Source organism: Alteromonas sp. S015, assembly GCF_036864485.1.
Taxonomy (GTDB): domain Bacteria; phylum Pseudomonadota; class Gammaproteobacteria; order Enterobacterales; family Alteromonadaceae; genus Alteromonas.
In genome coordinates this window covers 72872-94065 of record NZ_JAZETO010000008.1, presented here as the reverse complement: position 1 = coordinate 94065, position 21194 = coordinate 72872, and the positions used below count along the sequence as shown (strand labels likewise).

The following is a 21194-nucleotide window of genomic DNA, read 5'->3' as shown; positions in this document are numbered from 1 at the left end:
GATGCGGTTTTTTGTACGTTTCAAGCGTGTAAAACTAAGGCATAGGATCTAAATCTGCCCCTTCTTTTTCCACTTGTGGTGGCATAAGGTCTTCTTTGCTAATACCCAATGCAAGTGCCACTGAACTTGCAATATACACCGATGAGTAAGTACCTACAACTACACCGAATAACAAGGCGGTAGCGAACCCGTGAATAAGCGCACCACCCTTGTAGAATAACGCAACCAATACCAACACCGTGGTTAATGAGGTGATGATAGTACGGTTTAGGGTTTGCGTTAGTGAGATATTGATAATCTCAACAGGCTCACCTTTACGAATTTTACGGAAATTCTCACGAATACGGTCACACACAACGATGGTATCGTTAAGTGAATAACCAATTACCGCTAGCACCGCTGCAAGTACCGTAAGGTCAAATTCGATTTGAAGTACTGAAAATAAACCTAGCGTAAGAATAACGTCGTGAGCGAGCGCCGAAACCGACCCTAAAGCGAATCGCCATTCAAATCGCATCGCGACATAAACTAGAATACACAACAGTGCGACTAGCATCGCAAGGCCGCCCTGCTCGGTAAGCTCTTCACCTACGTTAGGACCTACGAATTCGATGCGACGCATATCAACCTCAGTACCGTCAGCGCGCAGCGCAGCTAGTACCTGTTCCCCAATCGTCACGGCTTTAACGCCATCACGAGGAGCAATGCGGATAAGTACATCTTGGCTGCTGCCAAAATTCTGCACTATGGCATCTTCAAAGTTCGCTTCGTTTAGCTGAGCGCGAATGCCTTCTAAATTAGCGGCATTTTCATAACCAACCTCAATAAGTGTACCGCCGGTGAAGTCTAGCCCCCAGTTAAGGCTATTAACGCCTAACGACACAAACGAACCTAAAATGAGTACCGTCGACAACACCATCGCAGGAATGCGAAGGTGCATAAAATTGACGGTATCGGATAGTTTTAATAATTGCATGTTACGTCCTTAAATCGCCAATTTCTCAACACGTCGACCGCCCCATATTGCGTTAACGACAACGCGCGTAACTAGGATTGCGGTAAACATGGAGGTTGCTATACCAATCATTAGCGTAATTGAGAAGCCTTTGATTGGGCCGGTGCCCACAGCAAACAAGATTAGGCCTGCGATGAAGGTGGTAATGTTAGCATCTAGGATGGTAGAGAACGCGCTGTCGTAACCTTGATGGATGGCGTGCTGTGGACTGCGGCCGTCACGTATTTCTTCTCGAATACGCTCAAAGATAAGAACGTTTGCATCTACCGCCATACCAACAGTCAGTACAATACCTGCCATACCTGGTAGCGTTAGCGTTGCACCAGGGATCATCGACATAATGCCTACAATCATAACCAAGTTTGTAATCAGTGCGATATTCGCTACCACACCGAACGCTTTATAATAAATCAACATGAAAACAAGTACCGCAGCCAGACCATACATAATAGCCTGCATACCCAGCTCAATGTTTTCTTTACCCAAGCTTGGTCCAACCGTACGTTCTTCAACAATCTGAATTGGCGCAATCAGTGCACCAGCGCGAAGTAACAACGCTAAGTCACGGGCTTCTTTCGGAGAATCAAGACCTGTGATTTGGAACTTGCTACCCAGTTGCGCACGAATCGTCGCAACCGAGATAACTTGCTCGTGTTTTTCAAACACTAGCTTGCCGTCTTTGTTACGTTCGCCAGTCGACTTATATTCGATAAACACCGTAGCCATTGGTTTACCAATGTTGCCACGGGTCGAGCGAGACATCTTATTACCGCCTTCAGAATCAAGCGAGATGTTTACGTTCGGAAGCCCATATTCATCAACACCGCTATTCGCATCAATAATATGGCTACCGGTAAGCATAATGCGCTTTTCTAAGAGCTGTGGAATGCCCTGCTGATCTTCAATCACTTGAGAGCCAGGAGGAACACGGCCGTTCAATGCATCACGGATGTCGTTCTTCTGGTCTACCATGCGAAATTCTAGCGTTGCTGTGGCATTAAGAATTTCTTTCGCACGGGCGGTGTCTTGAATACCAGGAAGCTGCACAACGATGCGATCAGCACCTTGCTTCTGTACAAGCGGCTCAGCCACACCAAGCTGGTTCACACGGTTACGAATGATAGTGATGTTTTGCTTAACCGCGTTGTCGCGAATTTCTTGAAGCTTGCTTTCAGCAAAAATAGCACGAAGCGTTAAGTCGTCCACTTGGTTAAAAGTAAGGTCGCGACTTTGGTTGCGCAAAAAGAACTCAGCCTTGTCTAGCGCGTCTTCATCACGAAATGTAATGTCGATATGATCGTCAACCTGCTTTACACCACGATAGCGAATACCTTCTTCACGCAGTGAAGTACGGAAGCCGCTTTCTGCATCCTCTAGCGACTTGGCAATCACTTCTGTCATGTCCACTTCCATTAAGAAGTGCACACCACCGCGAAGGTCAAGACCTAGCTTCATTGGCGCGCCGCCTAAGCCTTCAAGCCACTCTGGCGTGTCAGGTGCAAGATTCATGGCAACGTAATAATCATCGCCAAGCGCCTTTTCAAGCGTTTCGCGCGTTACAAGCTGGGTGTCTGAATCAGAAACGCGAACTAAAATTTGTTCGTTCTCAAATTCAACGCGTTTTGGAGAAATATTCTTTTCACTTAGCGCGGCCTTTACTTGTTCCACAGTGGCATTAGTTACCACAGCGTCACGGCCTGCAGAAATTTGTACGGCGTGATCTTCACCGTAAATGTTAGGAAGCGCATAAAGTGCACACACTGCAATGACAATGAGTGCACTCAGTACTTTCCAAATAGAGTTTTTGTTTAGCACTGGATAATCCTTTCGTGCCAGCACCGGAAAGCGTCCCGGCCCCGGCGATTGTTACTTACAGTGACTTCATTGTGCCTTTAGGCAGCACAGCAGTTACTGAAGACTTCTGAACAACAATGTTGTTTGCGTCATTGAGTGCCACTTCGATGAAGTCTTTTTCTTCTGACACCTTAGTGATTTTTCCTACTAAACCACCTTGCGTTAACACTTCATCGCCTTTGCTCAGTGAAGAAACCAGGTTTTTATGCTCTTTCACGCGCTTAGCTTGCGGACGGTAAAGCAAAAAGTAAAAGATTAAACCGAATACAGCTAGCATGATGATCATTTCCATGCCGCCACCTTGCGGCGCACCAGCAGACTGTGCGTAAGCGTTCGAGATAAATAGGCTCATAAAATTCCCCAAATATTATCGTTGTTATAGTGCCGGAACCGGCAACCCTTTTTGTTCATAAAATTCTTGTACAAACTCGTCAAGCGTACCTGCATCAATCGCATCGCGAAGCCCCTGCATCACACGCTGATAGTAGCGAAGGTTATGGATGGTGTTTAAGCGCGCACCCAAAATTTCGTTACACTTGTCCAAATGATGTAGATAAGAGCGAGAATAGTTTTTACAAGTGTAGCAATCACAATTCTCATCTAATGGTGAGGTGTCATTTCTGTGCTTCGCGTTGCGAATTTTGATAACGCCTTCTGTTACAAATAGATGACCGTTTCGCGCATTCCGCGTAGGCATAACACAGTCAAACATATCGATACCGCGACGCACAGACTCAACCAAATCTTCCGGCTTACCTACGCCCATTAGGTAGCGAGGCTTATCTTCTGGAATTTTAGGCGCGGTGTGATCGATAATGCGGATCATGTCTTCTTTTGGCTCGCCTACTGAAAGACCGCCAATGGCGTAGCCGTCAAAGCCGATAGCTTCAAGACCAGCAAGTGAAACGTCGCGTAGCCCTTCGTACATACCGCCTTGGATGATACCAAACAATGCCGCTGGGTTGTCACCGTGGGCTTCTTTACTGCGTTTGGCCCAGCGCAACGACATTTCCATTGAAACCCGCGCTTCTTGCTCAGTGGCGGGGTACGGCGTGCACTCGTCAAAAATCATCACGATGTCAGAGCCCAGGTCGCGCTGAACTTCCATCGATTTTTCCGGCGTAAGTAAAATCTTTTCGCCGTTTATCGGAGAGCGGAATGTTACGCCTTCTTCTGTAATTTTACGCAAATCACCTAAGCTAAATACCTGAAAGCCACCCGAATCGGTAAGAATTGGCTTGTCCCAATTCATAAAGTCGTGCAGGTCGCCGTGCTGGCGAATAATGCCAGTACCAGGGCGCAGCATTAGGTGAAAGGTATTTCCAAGACAGATGTGTGCACCGCTGTCTTTTAATTCTTCAGGGGTCATTCCCTTAACAGTACCGTATGTACCTACGGGCATGAACGCTGGGGTTTCAACAACACCGCGTTCAAACACCAAACGACCGCGTCGTGCTCGGCCTTCGGTTTTTAACAACTCAAATTGCATGTGAAAGCATTCCCACTTTGGTGCGCTTTTGCGCTGGGTATAAAAATAAATTGGCGGCGATTATACCAGTAATTCGGCTGAGATCATGCCCCGTATCTATGTTTATCTGTAACTAACCTAGAATGGCTTGAAAAACACCGCTCTAAACGCTAACGAGCCTGACTGATGTGTTCACGCACGCTCAATAAACATAGAATCACCGTAGCTAAAGAATCGATATTCTTTTTCTATCGCTTCTTGATACGCATTCATTACATTATCTTTGCCAGCAAATGCGCTAATTAACATCATCAACGTGGACTCTGGAAGGTGAAAGTTAGTGAACATTGCGTCAACGACTTTGAATTCAAAGCCAGGGTAAATAAAGATTTCGGTGTCTTCATTAAAGGCCGAAATAATTTCTTTATCTCCACATTCTGCACTGGCTTTAGCGGCTGATTCTAGAGACCGTACTGAAGTTGTGCCCACTGCAATGACACGTTTACCGTTGGCTTTTGTCGCAAGCACTGCGTCAACGACATCTTGCGGCACCTCTGCAAATTCTGCGTGCATCTTGTGCTCTTGAATATTGTCAACGCGCACAGGCTGGAAGGTCCCCGCGCCAACATGCAAGGTCACAAACGCCAAATTCACCCCTTTTTCTTTCAGTGCTGCCAATATTGCATCATCAAAATGAAGCCCTGCAGTAGGTGCGGCAACCGCGCCCGGCTTTTGGTTGTAAACGGTTTGATAGCGCTCTTTATCTGAATTTTCATCGGGACGGTCGATGTATGGAGGTAGCGGCATGTGGCCATGAGCTTCCAGCAGCGTCAATACGGTCTCATCGTGGTCAAACTGCAATATAAATAGCGCATCATCTCGCCCTGTCACCGTAACATTCACTTTTTCTTCAAGAATTAGCGTAGTTCCAGGTTTAGGTGCCTTGCTCGCACGAACATGCGCCAACGCCGTTTTGTCTGATGTTATGCGTTCAATCAGCACTTCAACCTGTCCACCCGTTTCCTTTTTCCCCAATAAACGTGCGGGAATAACCCGCGTATTATTGAATACCAAAAGGTCGCCTGGCTCTACAAATTTCAGCATGTCAGCGAACATAGTATGCGCCACACTGCCTGTCTTCCCGTCTAAATGTAACAAGCGGCTCGCTGTGCGTTGCTGAGTTGGGTATTTGGCGATGAGTTTTTCGGGTAGCTCGAAGCTAAAATCTGATAGTTTCATAGATACGACTGAGTTACGGCATAAAAGTTAGACAAAAGTACAATATTAAGTTCTTTTTAAGTTACAACTAAAGGCTAATAATCAATAACTTCAAAATTGAAAAAGACCAAAAACGAAAACAAAATAGCTTTAATATCATACAGTTAAAAATAAACGTATAAAACAAAACAACTTGATATTGAATAATATACGCATAATTACACTTATTAAATAGCACTTAAACCCTTAAACGGTTAAGATACTCACAGATAGTGATGATGTTCTCCCATAACATTCCTTATCATTCATACCCGGCACATGCTGGGTATTTTTTTATCTGCTCACTCTTCCCCATCTGCCCTCACTTGTTGTAAAGCTATCGTTATACGTCGGATTTTTTACATTAACAGGTAAAGTTAGTCATCGGTTTGGTGATACCACGTCATTTTACGCTGTTTGTTACTGAAGATCAGTTAAGATTTCTTCTAAAAGCGCCGCATCTAATGGACGCGCCTTCAATACGTACAAAATTTGCAGAAGTAAATCGGCCCCCATAATACCCTTATTAACCTTATTTCTAAGGTTATCTGCGCTTTGCTCCACGCCAATTTCTGAAAGCCTTTGGCTTAACGCTTGATATTTTACGCCGCGCACAGACATTTCAGATTTCACTACTCTTGCTACCGTTTGGCGCCACGCATTTTTAGCACCCTGCGTATTTCCTGTGTTCACACCGCCTCCAAAAACCACACAAATGTGATATATATTTTACAAAAACACACTTTTTTACACTTATAGCATGTATTTAATGTTGACGATTATGGCACAACAGGTCTACACTGCAAGTCTAGATATTGGCGAAGATGGAAATAGTCGTTACAGTAACCTCGGTGTTGATAAAGCGAGGCACCTGCTTTTTTGATTAAGTGCAATTATTTAAAACACCGCGTAAACGACATTCATTTTCAACACTATCGCTTCAATAATTAAAGGAGAAAGGTATGAGCTGGGAACTAGAAAGCATCGAAGCCTTATTTAAAGAGCATGATGACTTTGTGGTAACACGTGAGGAAAACTGTCTACTTATTGCAAATCAAGACGGCATTGATGCCTGGCTTGCAATAAGCGGAGAGCAAATCTTAGTAGAGAGTCTTTTGTTTGCGGCGTCGGAAGTCAACGATAAACCAGCGCTAGATCATGAAATATTGTCTACTCATATGGTGTTCCCTCTGACCACAGTGGGAATTTCAAATATTGGTGGTGAAGAATACTATACTGCCTTTGGTGCTCTAAGTGCCCAGTCAAAAGCCGAAAGTATTGTTATTGAAGTGGAAACCCTGTTTCAGAATGTTGCATCTTTCTTAGATGCCTACGAAACACACCTTAACTAAAATTTACTTCTTAAGGAGAAGCGAATGTCAGTGTGGAAAAAACTAATTACTGCAGTAAAAGGTGGAGCTACCGAAGCTGCGCAGTCTGTCGCAGACAGTCAGGCTATTCGAATTCTGGAACAAGAAATTAGAGAAGCCAAAGAAGAATTACGTAAGTCAGACCATGCGCGCACGCAGATTTTGGCAAAGTGTAAACTTTCTCAGCAAAAAGTAGATAGCTTCAACTCGTCAATTGCCGAATACGAAGCCCATGCTCGTAAGGCCATTGATAGCGACCGCCAGCTAGCGCTAGACTGTGCTCAGAAAGTGTCTGAACTAAAAGAAGAACGAGATCAGGAACAAACTTATCTTGATCAGTTCCAGCAGTCAGAAAAGCAACTAGCACAAAATATTCAACAGGCGAAAGCGAATTTGCGTCGCTTAGAGCAGCAAGTGGATATGGTAAAGGCCACTGAAAGTGTTCAAAAAGCACAAGTAGCGGTCTCTTCACGACACATGGGTGCGAACAGCAAAATGAAAACGGCGACAGAATCATTGTCTCGTATTCAAGATAAGCAAAAGATGCGCAATGCCGAACTACAAGCAGCAGAAGAGTTAGCAAACAATGAATCGAGCAGCGATCTAGAAAAACGCCTAGCCGAAGCGGGCATTAAAGGAGGTAAAACCTCTGCCGATGACGAGCTAGCGCGAATTCTGGGCAAGTAAGGTAAGCAAATGGGAGCTACGCGCTCCCATTTTTAATTCTTGTTACAAGAATCTCCTGCGTAAATTACCGTTAAACAAAGCGCTAACCTAGACAAATCAAGTACTTCAAGGCAGAGTAAGGGCATACATAACAAGGGCTGTTTCTTTTATGTCTCCATGGATAAAACTGCGAAAAATCATGCTGCAATATTTTGCAGAATCACGCTGGTACACTATTGTCGGTGCCACCGCCTTTTACGCAGTAACAAGCTATTGGCTACTTTACGCTGCAGGCGAGCACGATTTAATTGCTAAAACCGATTTTGTCTACTGGTTAGCGGTCACTGCTTCAACGGTAGGTTATGGCGACCTGTCACCCGTCACACCAGCAGGAAAGTTAGTTGTAGCGCTTTACGTCATACCGCTTGGTTTAAGTATTTTCGCCATGGTAATTGGCCGGATTGCAGCTTGGGTTTCATTAACGTGGAAGAAAGGATTGTTGGGCATGAATAGCTTGATGCTAAATGAACATATATTGGTTATTGGGTGGAACGAACAACGCACTATGCTACTGCTCGATTTAATTCTTCAAGAACGTGATGCTATGCCAGAACGCCCCGATATTGTGCTGTGTGTGAAGGCTGATATCACAAATCCCATGCCTGGCGTAATTGAGTTTGTGAAGGTAGATTCATTTAACAAAGACGAAGATATGGATCGCGCCTGCGTGTCCACCGCCCGAACTATTCTTATCGATAACCCACAAGACGATGTCACCATGACTACCGCGCTGTATTGTACTAAACGCAATCCTGATGCACATCAAGTGGCTTATTTTGATGATGATAGCCTAGTGGGCTTACTTCAGGATCACTGCCCTAAAGTGGAGTGTACGCCGAGCGTAGCAATAGAAATGCTAGTCAAAGCCGCCTTTGACCCTGGTTCTAGTATGCTTCATCACGACTTATTAAGTATCGATGAAGGTCAGGCACAGTTTTCAGTTAAAATACCGGAAAGCTGCCAAGCGATTTCCGTTGCCAAATTATTTATCAATTTAAAGCGTAAACACGACGCTATCTTCATTGGTTATGCGCCAAGTGGTCTTGTAAAAGAAATGGTGGTAAACCCACCGTTGGACGTTACGTTAAAACCGGGCGACACCTTGTTTTATATTGCTGAGCGCCGCATTAACACAATTAACTGGTCTTCTCTGGACGCTGATTAAGAGGCGTAAACATGTTTAGTAAACTTTTTAAAAAATCAGAACCAAAAAAACCTACGTCGCCGGAAATAATGGGGCTTTATTTAGGTGGTTCTTTCGAGTTAGATAATTTAAAGCTTTCATTATTAGAGCCAGAGCTCACTATTGAAGGCGCAGCCCGTTCTCAGTTAATTCAAGCGGTAGGTGAAGCGCCTTTAGATACAGGAGGCACTCTGCTTCGCTTTTACACCGACGACGATGGATTTTTACAGGTGGTGACCGACGGCGGGTTGTCTGAGAATCATATTACCGATGTTAAGCTGTGGCACTTTTATGAAACTAAAACCATAGGTAATACTGCTCAGTGGAACGAATGCTTGAAAAACGTTATCAGCCAGCCCACTTATGAGCTTGACGGTAAGGTCTATACCCGCGTATGGGGTGCAGTGGGCGATGAGTCACCGCCTGTTGCCGTCACTGAAACTACCTATGAAGAAGATGGTGATGTTAGTACTACTGATCAGTTTATGATGCTGTACGAACGCCCAATCAGTAATGACAGAGTTGAAACCCTGCTTGTTGTAGGTGAAGAAAAGCAAGTAGGTAATAATTTAGATAGATGTTTGGTGATTTCAACGGGCTTTGATGTTGAACCTGCAGATATCACTATAAACGGTTAATAAAAAGGGAATAACTATGGATACGATCATGCAATCTTTGGCTGGCCTGGATAACTTTGCGCTCTACTTCGGCTTGTCGATTGTCTTTTTGTTTATCTTCAAATTGGTGTACGCATTGGTCACGCCTCACGATGAATGGAAGCTGGTAAAAGAAGAAAAGAATGTGGCAGCAGCCATTGGCTTTGGCGGTGCTATTATCGGTTTTGCTATCGCCCTTGGCAGCGCAGCTTCAAACTCAGTTGCTGTAGTAGATTTTGCAATTTGGGCGCTTGTTGCTGTGATTGCCCAATCCCTAGCGTTTGCCATTTTGCGTTTCAGCTTTATGCCGAAAATCGCTGAGCGCATAAACAATAACGAAGTTTCTGCGGGTGTTATGCTTGCCAGCATGTCTATTGCCGTAGGCTTACTCAATGCCGCTTGCATGACCTATTGAGGGGGCAGCGATGACTGATAAACCAAATACTCAGCTTGATGTTATTGATAGCGTGCAAGGTGAGAAGCCCACATTGAAACGTACCAAACATATTGATCTTAGTCGCATGCGCAAAGGTTTCAGCGTGAAGCCTTTAGCATTGGGCGTGGCCAGCGTTATTTTGAGTGGTTGTGGCGGCGAAAAAGAAGACGCCACCATTTACACCTCGTTAGAGGACTGTAAGCAGGATTTTCCTGATGCAGTAGAGCGTTGTGAAGCGGCTTACCAGACAGCGGTCGACGAAGCCATGCGCACCAGTCCGCGCTTTAGCTCTGAGTACGACTGTGAACATGAATTTGGCCCTAACCAGTGTCAATATGTGAACAACAGCAGCGGTAGCTTTTTTATGCCTTTTATGGCGGGCTACATGGTGAGTTCCCTACTTTCACCAAACCGCTATTACTCACAGCCTTTATACACTTCCTATTCATACAATTCACCGTTTCGCTCTCGCTGGGTAACCGCAGACGGCTATGTATTCGACGGCGATATTCGTAAAAGAAATTATCGCGTAAATAAGGACGTCTATAAACCTAAACCCACCGTAAATCGCACAATGAAACGAGGCGGATTTGGTAGTAGTGTTCGTGCAAAATCGTCTTGGGGTAGCAGCAGCCGTAAAGGCGGCTGGGGCGGATAACTATGTTTAGAATGCCTTGCCAGCCTCGCAAGGGCTGGCAGCAGTTGGCCAACGAGTTTGGTTTTCATTTCCACACCATGTACGGCGAGCCTTATTGGGATGAAAGTGCCTACTACCAATTCACGTTAGCGCAAATTGAAAATGACATCGAAGACCCCACCGCCGAACTGCACCAAATGTGCCTGGCAGTGACCGAAGATGTGGTGAATAGTGAGGAATTGCTTACTCGCTTTCGAATCCCCGAGCAACATTGGGACTTAGTAAGAAACAGCTGGAACGAAAAAGCCCCAAGCTTGTACTCACGCCTTGACCTTGTCTACAGCGGCAAAGGGCCAGCAAAGCTTCTTGAAAATAACGCGGATACTCCCACCAGCTTGTATGAGTCTGGCTTTTGGCAGTGGCTATGGCTTTCACAAAATGTGGATGCCGGTAAACTTGCCCGGCACGCTGATCAGTTCAATAGCTTGCAAGAAAAATTAGTTCATCGCTTTCGCGAAATAGCAATGCACTACAATATTAACCAAATGCATATGGCGTGTTGTAAAGATACCGTAGAAGACCGCGGAACCGTGCAATACCTTCAAGACTGCGCCACAGAAGCAGGGCTTTTAGCTGACTTTGTTTTTATTGAAGATATTGGTTTGGCGGACACGGGCTTTTTTACCGATCTTCAAGACGCCCCCATCACAGACTGCTTCAAGCTTTATCCTTGGGAATTCATGCTGCGTGAAGAGTTTGGCGACGTGTTAGAAGACGCCCAGGTTAACTGGATGGAGCCCCCATGGAAATCAGTAATTTCTAACAAAGCCTTACTTCCTCAACTTTGGAAAAAATTTGAGGGACACCCTAACCTGCTTCCCTCCTATTTTTCAGATGAAATTAACACAAATACATTAGCAGGAAAGTGGATCAAGAAGCCGCTGTTCTCTCGGGAAGGCGCGAATGTATCTACGATAGAAGGCGGGGTTGAAAATAAGCTTAGTGATGGCCCTTACGGTGAAGAAGGCTTTATTGTTCAAGCATTTGAACCTTTACCCATCTTCGAAGGTAATCATACACTTATAGGCAGTTGGTTGGTGGATGACATGCCCGCAGGTATTTCAGTGAGAGAAGATGCCTCTGCTATTACCCAAGATCTCTCTCGCTACCTTCCGCATATTATTTTGTAATCTACTTTAGGGGCAACTTTGATGAAGCCGCTTTCTTTTCAAATTCGAGTATTGCTAACATTAGGTGCACTATTAATCGTAATAGAAGTGGTTAATTTACTCACCGGCAATGCACTGAATCAATTTGGTGTAGTGCCTCGCACACTGCCAACTTTGCCTTATATATTCACTGCCCCTTTCCTTCACGGCACGCCGACGCATTTGATGGCAAACTTAGTACCGCTTTTGCTATTCATGTGGCTTACCATGCAGTGGGGAAAACGCACGTTTTTCATCGCTACGCTAAGCGCGTTGCTTATTGGTGGTTTAGGTGTATGGTTGTTCGGTAGAAGCGCTACGCACATTGGCGCAAGCGGTATGGTATATGGCTATTTCGGCTTCTTGGTGTTGGCGGGTTTTAGAAGTAATAAAGTGCGGTATTTACTTATTTCACTTGTAGTTGCGGCACTGTACGGAGGAATGCTAGTGGGTGTACTTCCCACATCCAAATTTATTTCCTTTGAATATCATCTGTTTGGCTTTATTGGTGGCTTATTTGCCGCATGGCACTGGGCACGCTAATTAGTTTACGTATAATTAGCCTCAAGATTAGACGTTGTAATTAGATATGTCAGCAGTACAAGAACCTACACAAAAAAACCAAGGCTTTTTCGGCAACTTGGCGTTTAACATTGTTATTCCCGTGGTGCTAATGAGCTATGCAAGTTCGGAAGATTACCTAGGCCCCGCGTGGAGCATTGTCGCGGCACTCAGCTTTCCTATTGGTTATGGTCTTTGGGATTTAAAAGAGTCGGGCAAGGTCAATGGCTTTTCCATTTTAGGTATTATCAGCGTACTACTTACTGGCGGATTTAGCTTACTAAAATTACCTGCCGAGTATATTGCGGTAAAAGAAGCCGCTATCCCGGGCATTATCGGTCTTGCAGTGCTGGTAACCCAATACTCTAACAAGCCTTTGGTCAAAATGCTTATTTTGAACGATCAGATCATAAACTGGCCTCACCTAAACCAAGTACTTGATGCAAAAGGAAAACAAAGCGAGTTTAAAAAGAAAGTCGCCGTTAGCTCTTACATCGTAGCGAGTTCGTTTTTCCTCTCTTCAGCACTCAACTATATTTTAGCTAAAATGATTTTAGTCAGTGAGCCAGGCACTACGGCGTACACCGAGGAGCTAGGTCGAATGACTGCGCTTAGCTATCCAGTCATTGTGATCCCGAGCATGATTTTGCTTATTGCTGCGCTTTGGTATTTATTTGCGCAAATCAAAAAAATCACAGGCGAAGACCTCGATAACTTTATCAACCAGTAGAAAAGTACAAACAAGAAGGGGCTTACGGCCCCTTTATTATTTAAGATGCCCTGCCCTACAATCAAATCTAGTATCCGAAGCCAACAAAGCAATATCCTGAAACGTATACGAGTATTAACCCATCAAATTTCCACACCGCTTTTAACCAAAAAGCGCGGGCATTACGTATACTCTCAATGATAGAAATAACCCGTTCTATAAGAACATGTCGGCGCTAATAGAAAGCGTGCATAGTACCTATAACTGTAAGCAGTCAGCACTACGTGTTGCGTGCATTCTCGCTACCTCATGTTCACACCAAAACGGTTCAATACAAAACGGCGAACTATGCTGAAAATAAAAGACTTAAAGAAATCTTTTTCAAAGAGAGGGATACCGCTCATAAACAACCTTAGTCTTACCGTAAACACGGGTGAATCGGTAAGTATTCAAGGGGCCTCTGGCTGCGGCAAATCTACCTTACTTGCGCTTATAGCTGGGTTTGAAACCCCAGACAGCGGAGACATTACGATAAACGGACTGTCGATTACTGGCAATAGCACACTCCCCCTCAACAATATATCTAAAACAAGGAATATTGATAATTTTCGCAAACAGCATTTAGGCATTGTGTTTCAAAGCTTTAACTTGTTCGACTGCTTTAATGCATGGGACAACATTGCGTTTACTGCAAGACTAAAAGGCAATTCAGATAAAGACTATCAATTGGCATTAATGGAGCAGCTCGGAATATTATCGCTTGCGCAAAAGCCGCTCAGTCAGTTATCTGGCGGCGAGCAGCAGCGCTGTGCCATTGCTAGAGCGCTTGTACATCGCCCGTCGCTTATATTGGCCGACGAACCCACCGGAAATTTAGACGAGACCACCAGCGAAACCGTGTCTGACTTGCTCTTTAAAACCTGTAAAGAGGCCAATACTTCCCTTGTTGTCGTTACTCATAGCCAAGACGTCGCGATAAAAGCAGACACCGCTTTACAGCTACATAAAGGCATATTAGAAAATGTGAAGCACGAGAAAACCGAGCAAGACTCATCTTCACCCTTCGCTGCGAACTAACAGAAATGAAAAACGTTGGCGATATAAGCCTTGTGAGAAATACATCCACAATAATAAGTAGGAAGCGACTGTGCTACGCACTTTGCTATTAACGCTTAACAGCCTACTTGCAATGGCAAAGTTCAGGCTGTGGGAGCCTTTGCTCATCATGGCCGCAATCATACTGGCCAATGCGGGTTTGGTTACCGTTTTGCTTATAAACGAAGGCGCTACACAAGGTGAACTATTACAGTCGAAGAAAGGGCTTACCTCGGGCAGTATCATAGCTCCAGCAAACAGCAGAGCACGTTTTACACAAAGTGCTTATGCCACGCTTCGCCGTCATGGTTTTACCCAACTTATTGCTTTCTCCGAACGGGAAGTAACCCTATCTTGCCGTGGCAGCAAACCCACAACAATATCGCTCACATTACTTGGTGTTGATACTCAGCCTCTTATAGGAAGTGCATTTAGAACAAAGGATTTTGAAGCGCCTGCGATAAACGATAGCGCTTTTTCACTTTCCTTCTTATCGCGAAATGCGAGGAAATACAATGAAATAGAAAACCAGCAGACGCCAGCGAGACGCGTATTACACTCAAATTCTGGGGTCGACTTCGCTGTAAATGGATTTATTCATCCTTTAACGAATGCAAAACTGACCTGTCACGACACGCTTAATGAAACCGATAATAAATCGGCGAATTTTCCTTCTTGGCCCGCAACGGTTAGCGCGCATGTGAGCAATTTCGCACCGCAAAATACGATTTTGATTTCTGTCGACGATTTTTACAGAGGCGGAATAACACTTAATTCAGAAGAGCCTGCCGCTCCGGCCAAATCAGATAATACTCGACGCGCGCAAACGCAACAGAAGACTTACGTCCCACTTTCCGGGCTTATTGCGCTTTCACCGCTATCGCAACAGCGTTTAACCCAAATAGAAACCCTACTTGGAATACCTGTTAAGCAAACCACGAATAATACAGACAATGACACTGGCTCGTTGCCTGATAGCTTTAGGCTAAACCTGTGGGCCATGAGTGGGCTTATGGGCGTTGTGGCACTTTTTATTGTACTTAACGCCTTAAACTTAATGTACCGCACGCGGCTACCTAACATCATTCGGTTGCGGCAACTGGGCATATCGAAGCGAATTTTAAGTGGTGCGCTATTCATTGAGCTGCTTGCCTACTGTGTGATAAGTATTCCCATTGGCATGTTCATCGGTTTTCAAGCAGCGTCATGGTTGTCGCCGGTTATAAACGGTACATTTACGTCATTATTTAATGCCGTATTTGTTAACCCAGACGTTAATCTGCTTTTCACCTTCGGCTTCGCTTTAACAACGACTTTTATATCGCTGGTTGTTTTTTCGTTAGTTTCTATCATTAAGCTCTCAAATGCCCTAGCCGTAACGCCTGTCAAAAAAGAAAACGTTATGGGCCAATCTGCTGTTGGCCTTATCTCATTATGCGCCCTCTTGCTGTTATTTTTAGCTGAAACGTTCGTGGCTTCTACTGCTTCAGCACTTTCCTTTGTTGCATTGTTACTTCTTACCAGCTGCGCGCTTGTACTTCTTTGGCTACCTATTTTGTCTAGTTTGCTCACTAAATTCGTACCAAGACAGTGGCCCGTATTTCACTACGTCATTGCTAATATGCATCTACTGTCTAGCAAAACCCGTCTTGCCGTTTGCGCGTTTTTTATTGCTTTAACAGCCAATATTGGAATGAATACCATGACGGACAGTTTTAGAGACGCCACTGAACAATGGTTAACACAAAGGCTTTATGCGCCTTTCTATCTTTACACCGACGCGCCACTTAGTACTATCGAATCGTTATTCGCCAAATCGTTACCTCCATTTGAATTAACCCCATTACTTAAAGCTGACGCTACCGTTTTGGGTGTAAACAGCCCTGAAACAACACAAAAAGTACCTAGCCTTGCCTCCAATTACGTTTCTATAAGTAGCTACCCCGTTCACCCAAGCGGCAGAAGTGCGCTTGTTCTCGACAGTGTGTTAAACAATGATATCAATGCAGTGTGGCGTGAATTCAAAGAAGGGAACGGGGTATTCATTAATCAGCAGTTAGCATTTGCCCTCAATGCTAAATTGGGTCAGGTGCTAGATATAAAAAATGTACGGCTTCGCAAAATAGTGAATTCAAACGATGCAGCTGTTAGTACTTCAAACTCTCTAGAAGAAATAACACCCAATTCATCGCACGGTTCAAAAAGTAACGGGTTAAATTCGAATATTTTTTCAGCGCAGCCTCAATGGAAACTGCTGGGAATCTACCCTGATTACGGTAACCTGAACGGGCAAATACTGGTGCCCCTTCCCTCATTCAATCGACACCATACCCCAATTAGAAATCAATTATTCTCCGGTGTAGTAGCTATTTACCCAGAGCCGTCTGGTGAGACCGCCGCGCCCGACAGCCACCGTCACACTATCTATGAAAAGGACATCCTCGAACAACACCTAAAAAACCAGTTAGGGGAACACAGCGAGATTGCGCTTTATACCAGACAAGCGCTGTTAGATACCTCTATGCAGACTTTTGATCGCACCTTTGTGTTAACCGATGGCCTCAATATTACAACCTTATTGGTTGCGGGGATTGCCTTCGCCGTCTCGCTTACCGTATTAACCATAGGCAGTGCAGCGCAATTATCGGTATTGCGCGCTCTTGGCGTTAGCCAGTTTAAAGTGAAGGCTTCTTTGTTTGCGCAATATTTGTTGCTTTGCTTTATTTCAGCCTTACTGGCTATTCCGTTTGGCGTTTACTTGGCCTATATCTTTATTCAACAAGTAAACCGGCATGCGTTTAATTGGGTGTACCCACTTTCACTTAATGCACCGGTTATTCTCTCTAGCGTGGGGTTATCGCTGCTTATTGTTTCAATGGTGCTGTTGTTACCTTTAGGAAAACTAAAACCGAAAATTGATTTAAGGCAGGAAGTCCAGTTATGACAGAGCAATTACGAATTGCTAACAAATACGCATTTTTACGAATAAAAGCCAAAAGCTATTTGATGCTTGTCGCTGTTTGTTTCACGTTAAGTGCCTGTACTGAAGACCCAAAAAACGAGAACGAAACTCCGGGAACCTCTACGCCAAACGGCTTTTTTGGAAACATGCCGTCGAGCGATGCCTTTAGCCCAGTACAGAGGGGCTATGCTGTCGAATTACCGCGCGATCATAAAAGTCATCCCAAATTTCAGTTAGAGTGGTGGTACCTCACGTTTGTATTAAGCGCTGAAGACGGACAAGAGTTCGGCCTTCAATATACGCTTTTTCGATTCAATACTGGGGCAGACGAAACACCGCGCGCTAAGGCCAATGCTGAAAATAGTGCTGAGAATGGCTATGAAGGTAGCGCTGAAGATAACCTCAATAGTAATGATACTGCTAGCAACCAGATAGCAAGAAACTGGAGCAATAGCCAGCAGTGGATGGGGCATGCATCGCTACACACCGCTGAACACCATTATTTTGAAGAGCGATTTGCAGGTGGCGCCGTAGGTAACGCTTATGTGGAGCAGAAACCATTTACTACGGTTATTGACGATTGGGTATGGAAAGCAGTAACCAAAGCTGAGACCACAGCACCTGCTAACAGCAGAGCTATGTTCCCCTCATTGCTGACAGTCTCATTTGGGAAAAGCAGCACGCATGAAGCGGTTCAATCATCAGGAAAAGGTTTTGCTTCCTCTGCAGCTTCCTTATCAGAATTAAATGAAACGATGGGTTCTCACGCCATTGAAGTTTCCCTTAACCTAGACACCTCCGGACCTTTCATCAAACAGGGAAATAACGGCTACAGCAAAAAAACAGAAGATGAACGCCTTCGCTCCTACTATTACAGCCAGCCGTTCATTAACGCGGAAGGCACGTTAAATATAGAGGGCAATAGCATACAGGTTAAGGGTAAAGGCTGGTTTGATCATGAATGGACGAGCCACTTAGCCAACAGTGAAGCCATGGGATGGGATTGGTTTTCACTGCATTTAGACGATGGAAGTAAATTGATGGCGTTTCGCATGCACGCCATCAATAAAAACATAAAAAATAGCACAAATAAACACAGCGAAATATTCACAACGGCTAGTCATATAGCGGAAAATGGCACGAAAGAAACCATCGAGCAAGCCAACGTATCAATTACGCCAACGGCGTATGAAACAATCAACGAGGGAGAGTCACTTCGCTCTGTCCCCACCGCTTGGCGTATTCAAATACCAGGAAAAGATATCGACGTCTCCATTAGCCCATTCAAGAAAAACCAATGGAATAACAGCTTATTTCCCTATTATGAAGGGCGAGTGGAAATAAAGGGCTCCCATTCAGGGAGCGGCTTTATGGAATTGACAGGCTACTAGGACCTGTTGACCTTTGATGTACAGCAAAGCGCAATAGCCCCTAATAGATAGACCAGTTGATGCGTTCGCTTAGCGACGTTAAAGCAGCCACGCCTAGCTGAGAATTACCCACACTATTAAGCGCTGGCGAAAATACGCATATTGAAAAGCGTCCTGGTACAACAGCCACTATGCCTCCGCCTACGCCACTTTTACCCGGCAAGCCTACTTTAAAGGCAAAGCTCCCTGCTTCATCATACATACCGCTGGTTGCCAGAAGTGCGTTCACTTGTTTGGTTTGATAAGGCGTTAGCACCTTTTCATTTGCGCAAGTGGAAAAACCTGCGTTAGCAAGAAAGCTGGTTGAGCGCGCTAAGTCCTCACAACTCATTTCTAGTGCACAGTTGTGGAAGTAATTACGAAGCACATCTTCCACTTCATTTTCAAAATTTCCATAGGCCTTCATCAGATATGCCATTGCCGCATTGCGGGAACGATGCTCATATTCAGACTCTGCCACCACCTTATTTACCACAATATCGCCGTTGCAGCTTAAACGTCTTACGAAATCTCGCATGGCAATATGAGGAGAAGCAAACCGAGACTGCACCATGTCACTGACCACCAGTGCACCGGCATTAATAAAGGGGTTGCGGGGAATACCATTTTCATATTCCAACTGTACGAGAGAGTTAAACGGCAGGCCGGATGGCTCGCATCCAACGCGCTCCCACATGGTTTCACCGTAGTGGTTGATGGCTAATACAAGATTAAAGACTTTTGAGATGCTTTGGATAGAAAAAGGAACGCTCGCATCGCCTATCGAGGTTATTTGACCGTTTGTATCGCAAATTGAAATGCCAAATTGCCGTGGGTTAACCGTGGCTAACGCAGGGATGTAATCGGCAACTTTTCCCATGCCCAACATGGGTTCAACTTCATCATAGATATCTTGAAGTAGTGCCAGCATTTCGTTTTTCATAGTTCCCCTTTCCTGCTTACGACAGATAAAAATAAAGCGCCTTGTTATAAAAACGCTGGCGCTTTAATTTCTATACAAACAATGTAGCGATTAGTTACAGCGCCAATCTTCCTTAAAGTCACACAAGCCATCATCATCTTCGTCTGACGTAAGCTCAATGTTGGTCGATACCTTTTCTGATACTTTATTTGAATCGGAATCGATTATTACTGGCTGTTTTTTATCAATAAAACTAAATATCGTTTTTGCAATATCGGTATTGTCAATTTGCCCCATAAGCGATTGATAGCCAGCGCCGAAAGCAAAAACCTCAACATCTACACCAGTGTGACCACCTGTTGTCCAACCGGTATTTGTTTTCGTGTCTAAGAACGTTTTTACTGCCATGAATCGGGCTCTATCATCTTGATTCGATACACTATCTAACGTAGCAAGTTCTTCTTCACTCAACGACAGCCCCAGTTTTTGTGCCACAAACTCGCCAGGGTTTTCTTCGTTGGCCATATCTAATGCAATAGTCATTACCGAGGCTGACATTGACTTAAGATGCTCAGGGCTCCAGCGGTAATCGCCGTTCGCACCAATGGTTAAACCGCCCGTACTGTGGTCTGCTGTCAAAATAACAAGTGTATCAGGGTGAGCCTTTACATATTGTTTCAGATATTCCATGGTTAGCGCTAAGTCGTGCATTTCAGCCATGGCAGATGCAATGTCATTTGCGTGACCCGCCCAATCTACTTGGCTTGCTTCAACTAAAAGGAAGAAACCGTTGTCGTTTTCTAAGTGTTTAATAGCATGTTGAGTTAAGTACTCAAGACGATTTTTACGCTTGTCGTCGAGTACCGCAGGCAGCGCCACAGGAGCAAACAGACCAAGCACGTTACTTCCCGCTGGCACTGAAGCCAAACGGTTATATGTATCAGCATATTCGTAACCCGCATCAATAAACTGCGCGAGAATATCTCTGTCATCGCGCTCAAAGTACGAGGTACCCCCGCCTAGCATTACATCGGCGACAAACTTACCGTCTACGCGCACGTCAAAGAAATCCTCAGCAATTTCGTTGTAGTTCTTACGGCTTTCGTTATGGGCAATGTACGAAGCAGGAGTAGCATGAACAATTTGAGAAGTTACTGCCAACCCAGTACGCATGCCTTTACTTTTAGCATGGTACATGACCGAGTTTACCGGCTGTTTATTTACATCAACACCTATTGCACCGTTGTATGACTTGACGCCGGTAGCAAGAGCAGTTGCAGCAGCAGCTGAATCGGTAACGTAACCAGATACGCGAGCAGGATACGTCGATGCATTGCCCACTAAAATATCATCGAATACAACGGGTTCTACTTTTGGCGTTGATGGATCATCGACATAGTTGCGATAAGCCGTGGTATAAGCAGGTCCCATACCGTCGGCTACAACCATTATAATATTCTTCGGTACACCTATGGATTGAGTACCGGTCGCATTTGCTGATTCAGTTTTGGATTCAGTGATACCACAACCCGCAAGAACAGCAATAGACGCACAACTTAGTAGTGATGTGCGAACAAATTGTTTAATCATTTAAACTTCCCTGAGTAAGTAAAGGTATCTACTGGCCTGGTTACCCGCAGATACTACAGTAACGACACTATCGCGAATGATTCATTAGTGTTAGTTAGCGATAAGGCGTAATAGTGTAAATCACGCTGGCTAGATG

At 44.7% G+C, this 21194-nt stretch carries 20 protein-coding genes; 12 read left to right on the top strand and 8 right to left on the bottom strand.

Annotated features, from left to right (window positions below):
• Positions 1-34: 34 nt before the first annotated feature.
• From secF to V7R42_RS15515, 6 genes are all read right to left on the bottom strand, one after another.
• The gene (gene secF, locus V7R42_RS15540; RefSeq protein ID WP_334021149.1) at positions 35-976 is read right to left on the bottom strand and encodes a protein translocase subunit SecF; all 942 of its coding nucleotides are present in this window, start codon (positions 974-976) and stop codon (positions 35-37) included.
• Positions 977-985: 9 nt separating this feature from the next.
• Positions 986-2830: a protein translocase subunit SecD gene (gene secD, locus V7R42_RS15535; RefSeq protein ID WP_334021148.1), complete on the bottom strand. Its 1845-nt coding sequence runs from the start codon at positions 2828-2830 to the stop codon at positions 986-988.
• 55 nt (positions 2831-2885) lie between these two features.
• On the bottom strand, positions 2886-3221 hold the full coding sequence (gene yajC, locus V7R42_RS15530; protein WP_334021147.1) for a preprotein translocase subunit YajC: 336 nt from the start codon (positions 3219-3221) through the stop codon (positions 2886-2888).
• A 24-nt stretch (positions 3222-3245) separates the two neighbouring features.
• Positions 3246-4358 carry a tRNA guanosine(34) transglycosylase Tgt gene (gene tgt / locus V7R42_RS15525; protein ID WP_118493223.1) on the bottom strand — a complete coding sequence of 371 codons (1113 nt, stop codon included), beginning with the start codon at positions 4356-4358 and terminating at the stop codon, positions 3246-3248.
• A 171-nt stretch (positions 4359-4529) separates the two neighbouring features.
• Positions 4530-5576, bottom strand: a complete 1047-nt coding sequence (queA, locus tag V7R42_RS15520) for a tRNA preQ1(34) S-adenosylmethionine ribosyltransferase-isomerase QueA (protein ID WP_334021146.1) — start codon at positions 5574-5576, stop codon at positions 4530-4532.
• A 438-nt stretch (positions 5577-6014) separates the two neighbouring features.
• A complete protein-coding gene (locus tag V7R42_RS15515; protein ID WP_334021145.1) occupies positions 6015-6287 on the bottom strand; it encodes a DUF6471 domain-containing protein in 273 nt (90 codons plus the stop codon).
• Positions 6288-6556: 269 nt separating this feature from the next.
• Between V7R42_RS15515 and V7R42_RS15510 the strand changes: the two genes are divergently transcribed.
• The 12 genes from V7R42_RS15510 to V7R42_RS15455 all read left to right on the top strand — a co-directional run bounded on the left by V7R42_RS15510 (position 6557) and on the right by V7R42_RS15455 (position 18528).
• Positions 6557-6946 carry a DUF2170 family protein gene (locus V7R42_RS15510; protein WP_334021144.1) on the top strand — a complete coding sequence of 130 codons (390 nt, stop codon included), beginning with the start codon at positions 6557-6559 and terminating at the stop codon, positions 6944-6946.
• 24 nt (positions 6947-6970) lie between these two features.
• On the top strand, positions 6971-7651 hold the full coding sequence (locus V7R42_RS15505; RefSeq protein WP_136782230.1) for a PspA/IM30 family protein: 681 nt from the start codon (positions 6971-6973) through the stop codon (positions 7649-7651).
• 148 nt (positions 7652-7799) lie between these two features.
• Complete coding sequence (locus tag V7R42_RS15500; protein ID WP_334021143.1) at positions 7800-8855, top strand: potassium channel protein; 1056 nt, start codon at positions 7800-7802, stop codon at positions 8853-8855.
• Between the two features lie 11 nt (positions 8856-8866).
• Positions 8867-9511 carry a YjfK family protein gene (locus V7R42_RS15495; protein WP_334021142.1) on the top strand — a complete coding sequence of 215 codons (645 nt, stop codon included), beginning with the start codon at positions 8867-8869 and terminating at the stop codon, positions 9509-9511.
• Positions 9512-9527: 16 nt separating this feature from the next.
• Positions 9528-9944, top strand: a complete 417-nt coding sequence (locus V7R42_RS15490) for a DUF350 domain-containing protein (protein ID WP_014950196.1) — start codon at positions 9528-9530, stop codon at positions 9942-9944.
• A gap of 10 nt (positions 9945-9954) precedes the next feature.
• The gene (locus V7R42_RS15485; protein ID WP_334021141.1) at positions 9955-10623 is read left to right on the top strand and encodes a DUF1190 family protein; all 669 of its coding nucleotides are present in this window, start codon (positions 9955-9957) and stop codon (positions 10621-10623) included.
• A 2-nt stretch (positions 10624-10625) separates the two neighbouring features.
• On the top strand, positions 10626-11792 hold the full coding sequence (locus tag V7R42_RS15480; RefSeq protein WP_334021140.1) for a glutathionylspermidine synthase family protein: 1167 nt from the start codon (positions 10626-10628) through the stop codon (positions 11790-11792).
• Between the two features lie 21 nt (positions 11793-11813).
• Complete coding sequence (locus tag V7R42_RS15475) at positions 11814-12353, top strand: rhomboid family intramembrane serine protease (protein ID WP_334021139.1); 540 nt, start codon at positions 11814-11816, stop codon at positions 12351-12353.
• A 46-nt stretch (positions 12354-12399) separates the two neighbouring features.
• Entirely contained in the window at positions 12400-13101 is a 702-nt protein-coding gene (locus V7R42_RS15470) for a VC0807 family protein (RefSeq protein ID WP_334021138.1), read from the top strand.
• Positions 13102-13428: 327 nt separating this feature from the next.
• The gene (locus V7R42_RS15465; RefSeq protein ID WP_334021137.1) at positions 13429-14157 is read left to right on the top strand and encodes an ABC transporter ATP-binding protein; all 729 of its coding nucleotides are present in this window, start codon (positions 13429-13431) and stop codon (positions 14155-14157) included.
• Between the two features lie 70 nt (positions 14158-14227).
• Positions 14228-17119: an ABC transporter permease gene (locus V7R42_RS15460; protein ID WP_334021136.1), complete on the top strand. Its 2892-nt coding sequence runs from the start codon at positions 14228-14230 to the stop codon at positions 17117-17119.
• Positions 17116-18528 (top strand): lipocalin-like domain-containing protein, encoded by a 1413-nt coding sequence (locus V7R42_RS15455; RefSeq protein WP_334021135.1) that lies wholly within the window; start codon positions 17116-17118, stop codon positions 18526-18528. The genes V7R42_RS15460 and V7R42_RS15455 overlap by 4 nt, the downstream gene beginning before the upstream one ends.
• 40 nt (positions 18529-18568) lie before the next feature.
• Here the strand turns inward: V7R42_RS15455 and glsB are convergent, their stop codons facing one another.
• Together glsB and V7R42_RS15445 are read right to left on the bottom strand one after the other, a co-directional pair.
• Complete coding sequence (gene glsB, locus V7R42_RS15450) at positions 18569-19477, bottom strand: glutaminase B (protein ID WP_131136861.1); 909 nt, start codon at positions 19475-19477, stop codon at positions 18569-18571.
• A gap of 102 nt (positions 19478-19579) precedes the next feature.
• Entirely contained in the window at positions 19580-21058 is a 1479-nt protein-coding gene (locus V7R42_RS15445; RefSeq protein ID WP_334021134.1) for an alkaline phosphatase, read from the bottom strand.
• Positions 21059-21194 lie beyond the last annotated feature (136 nt).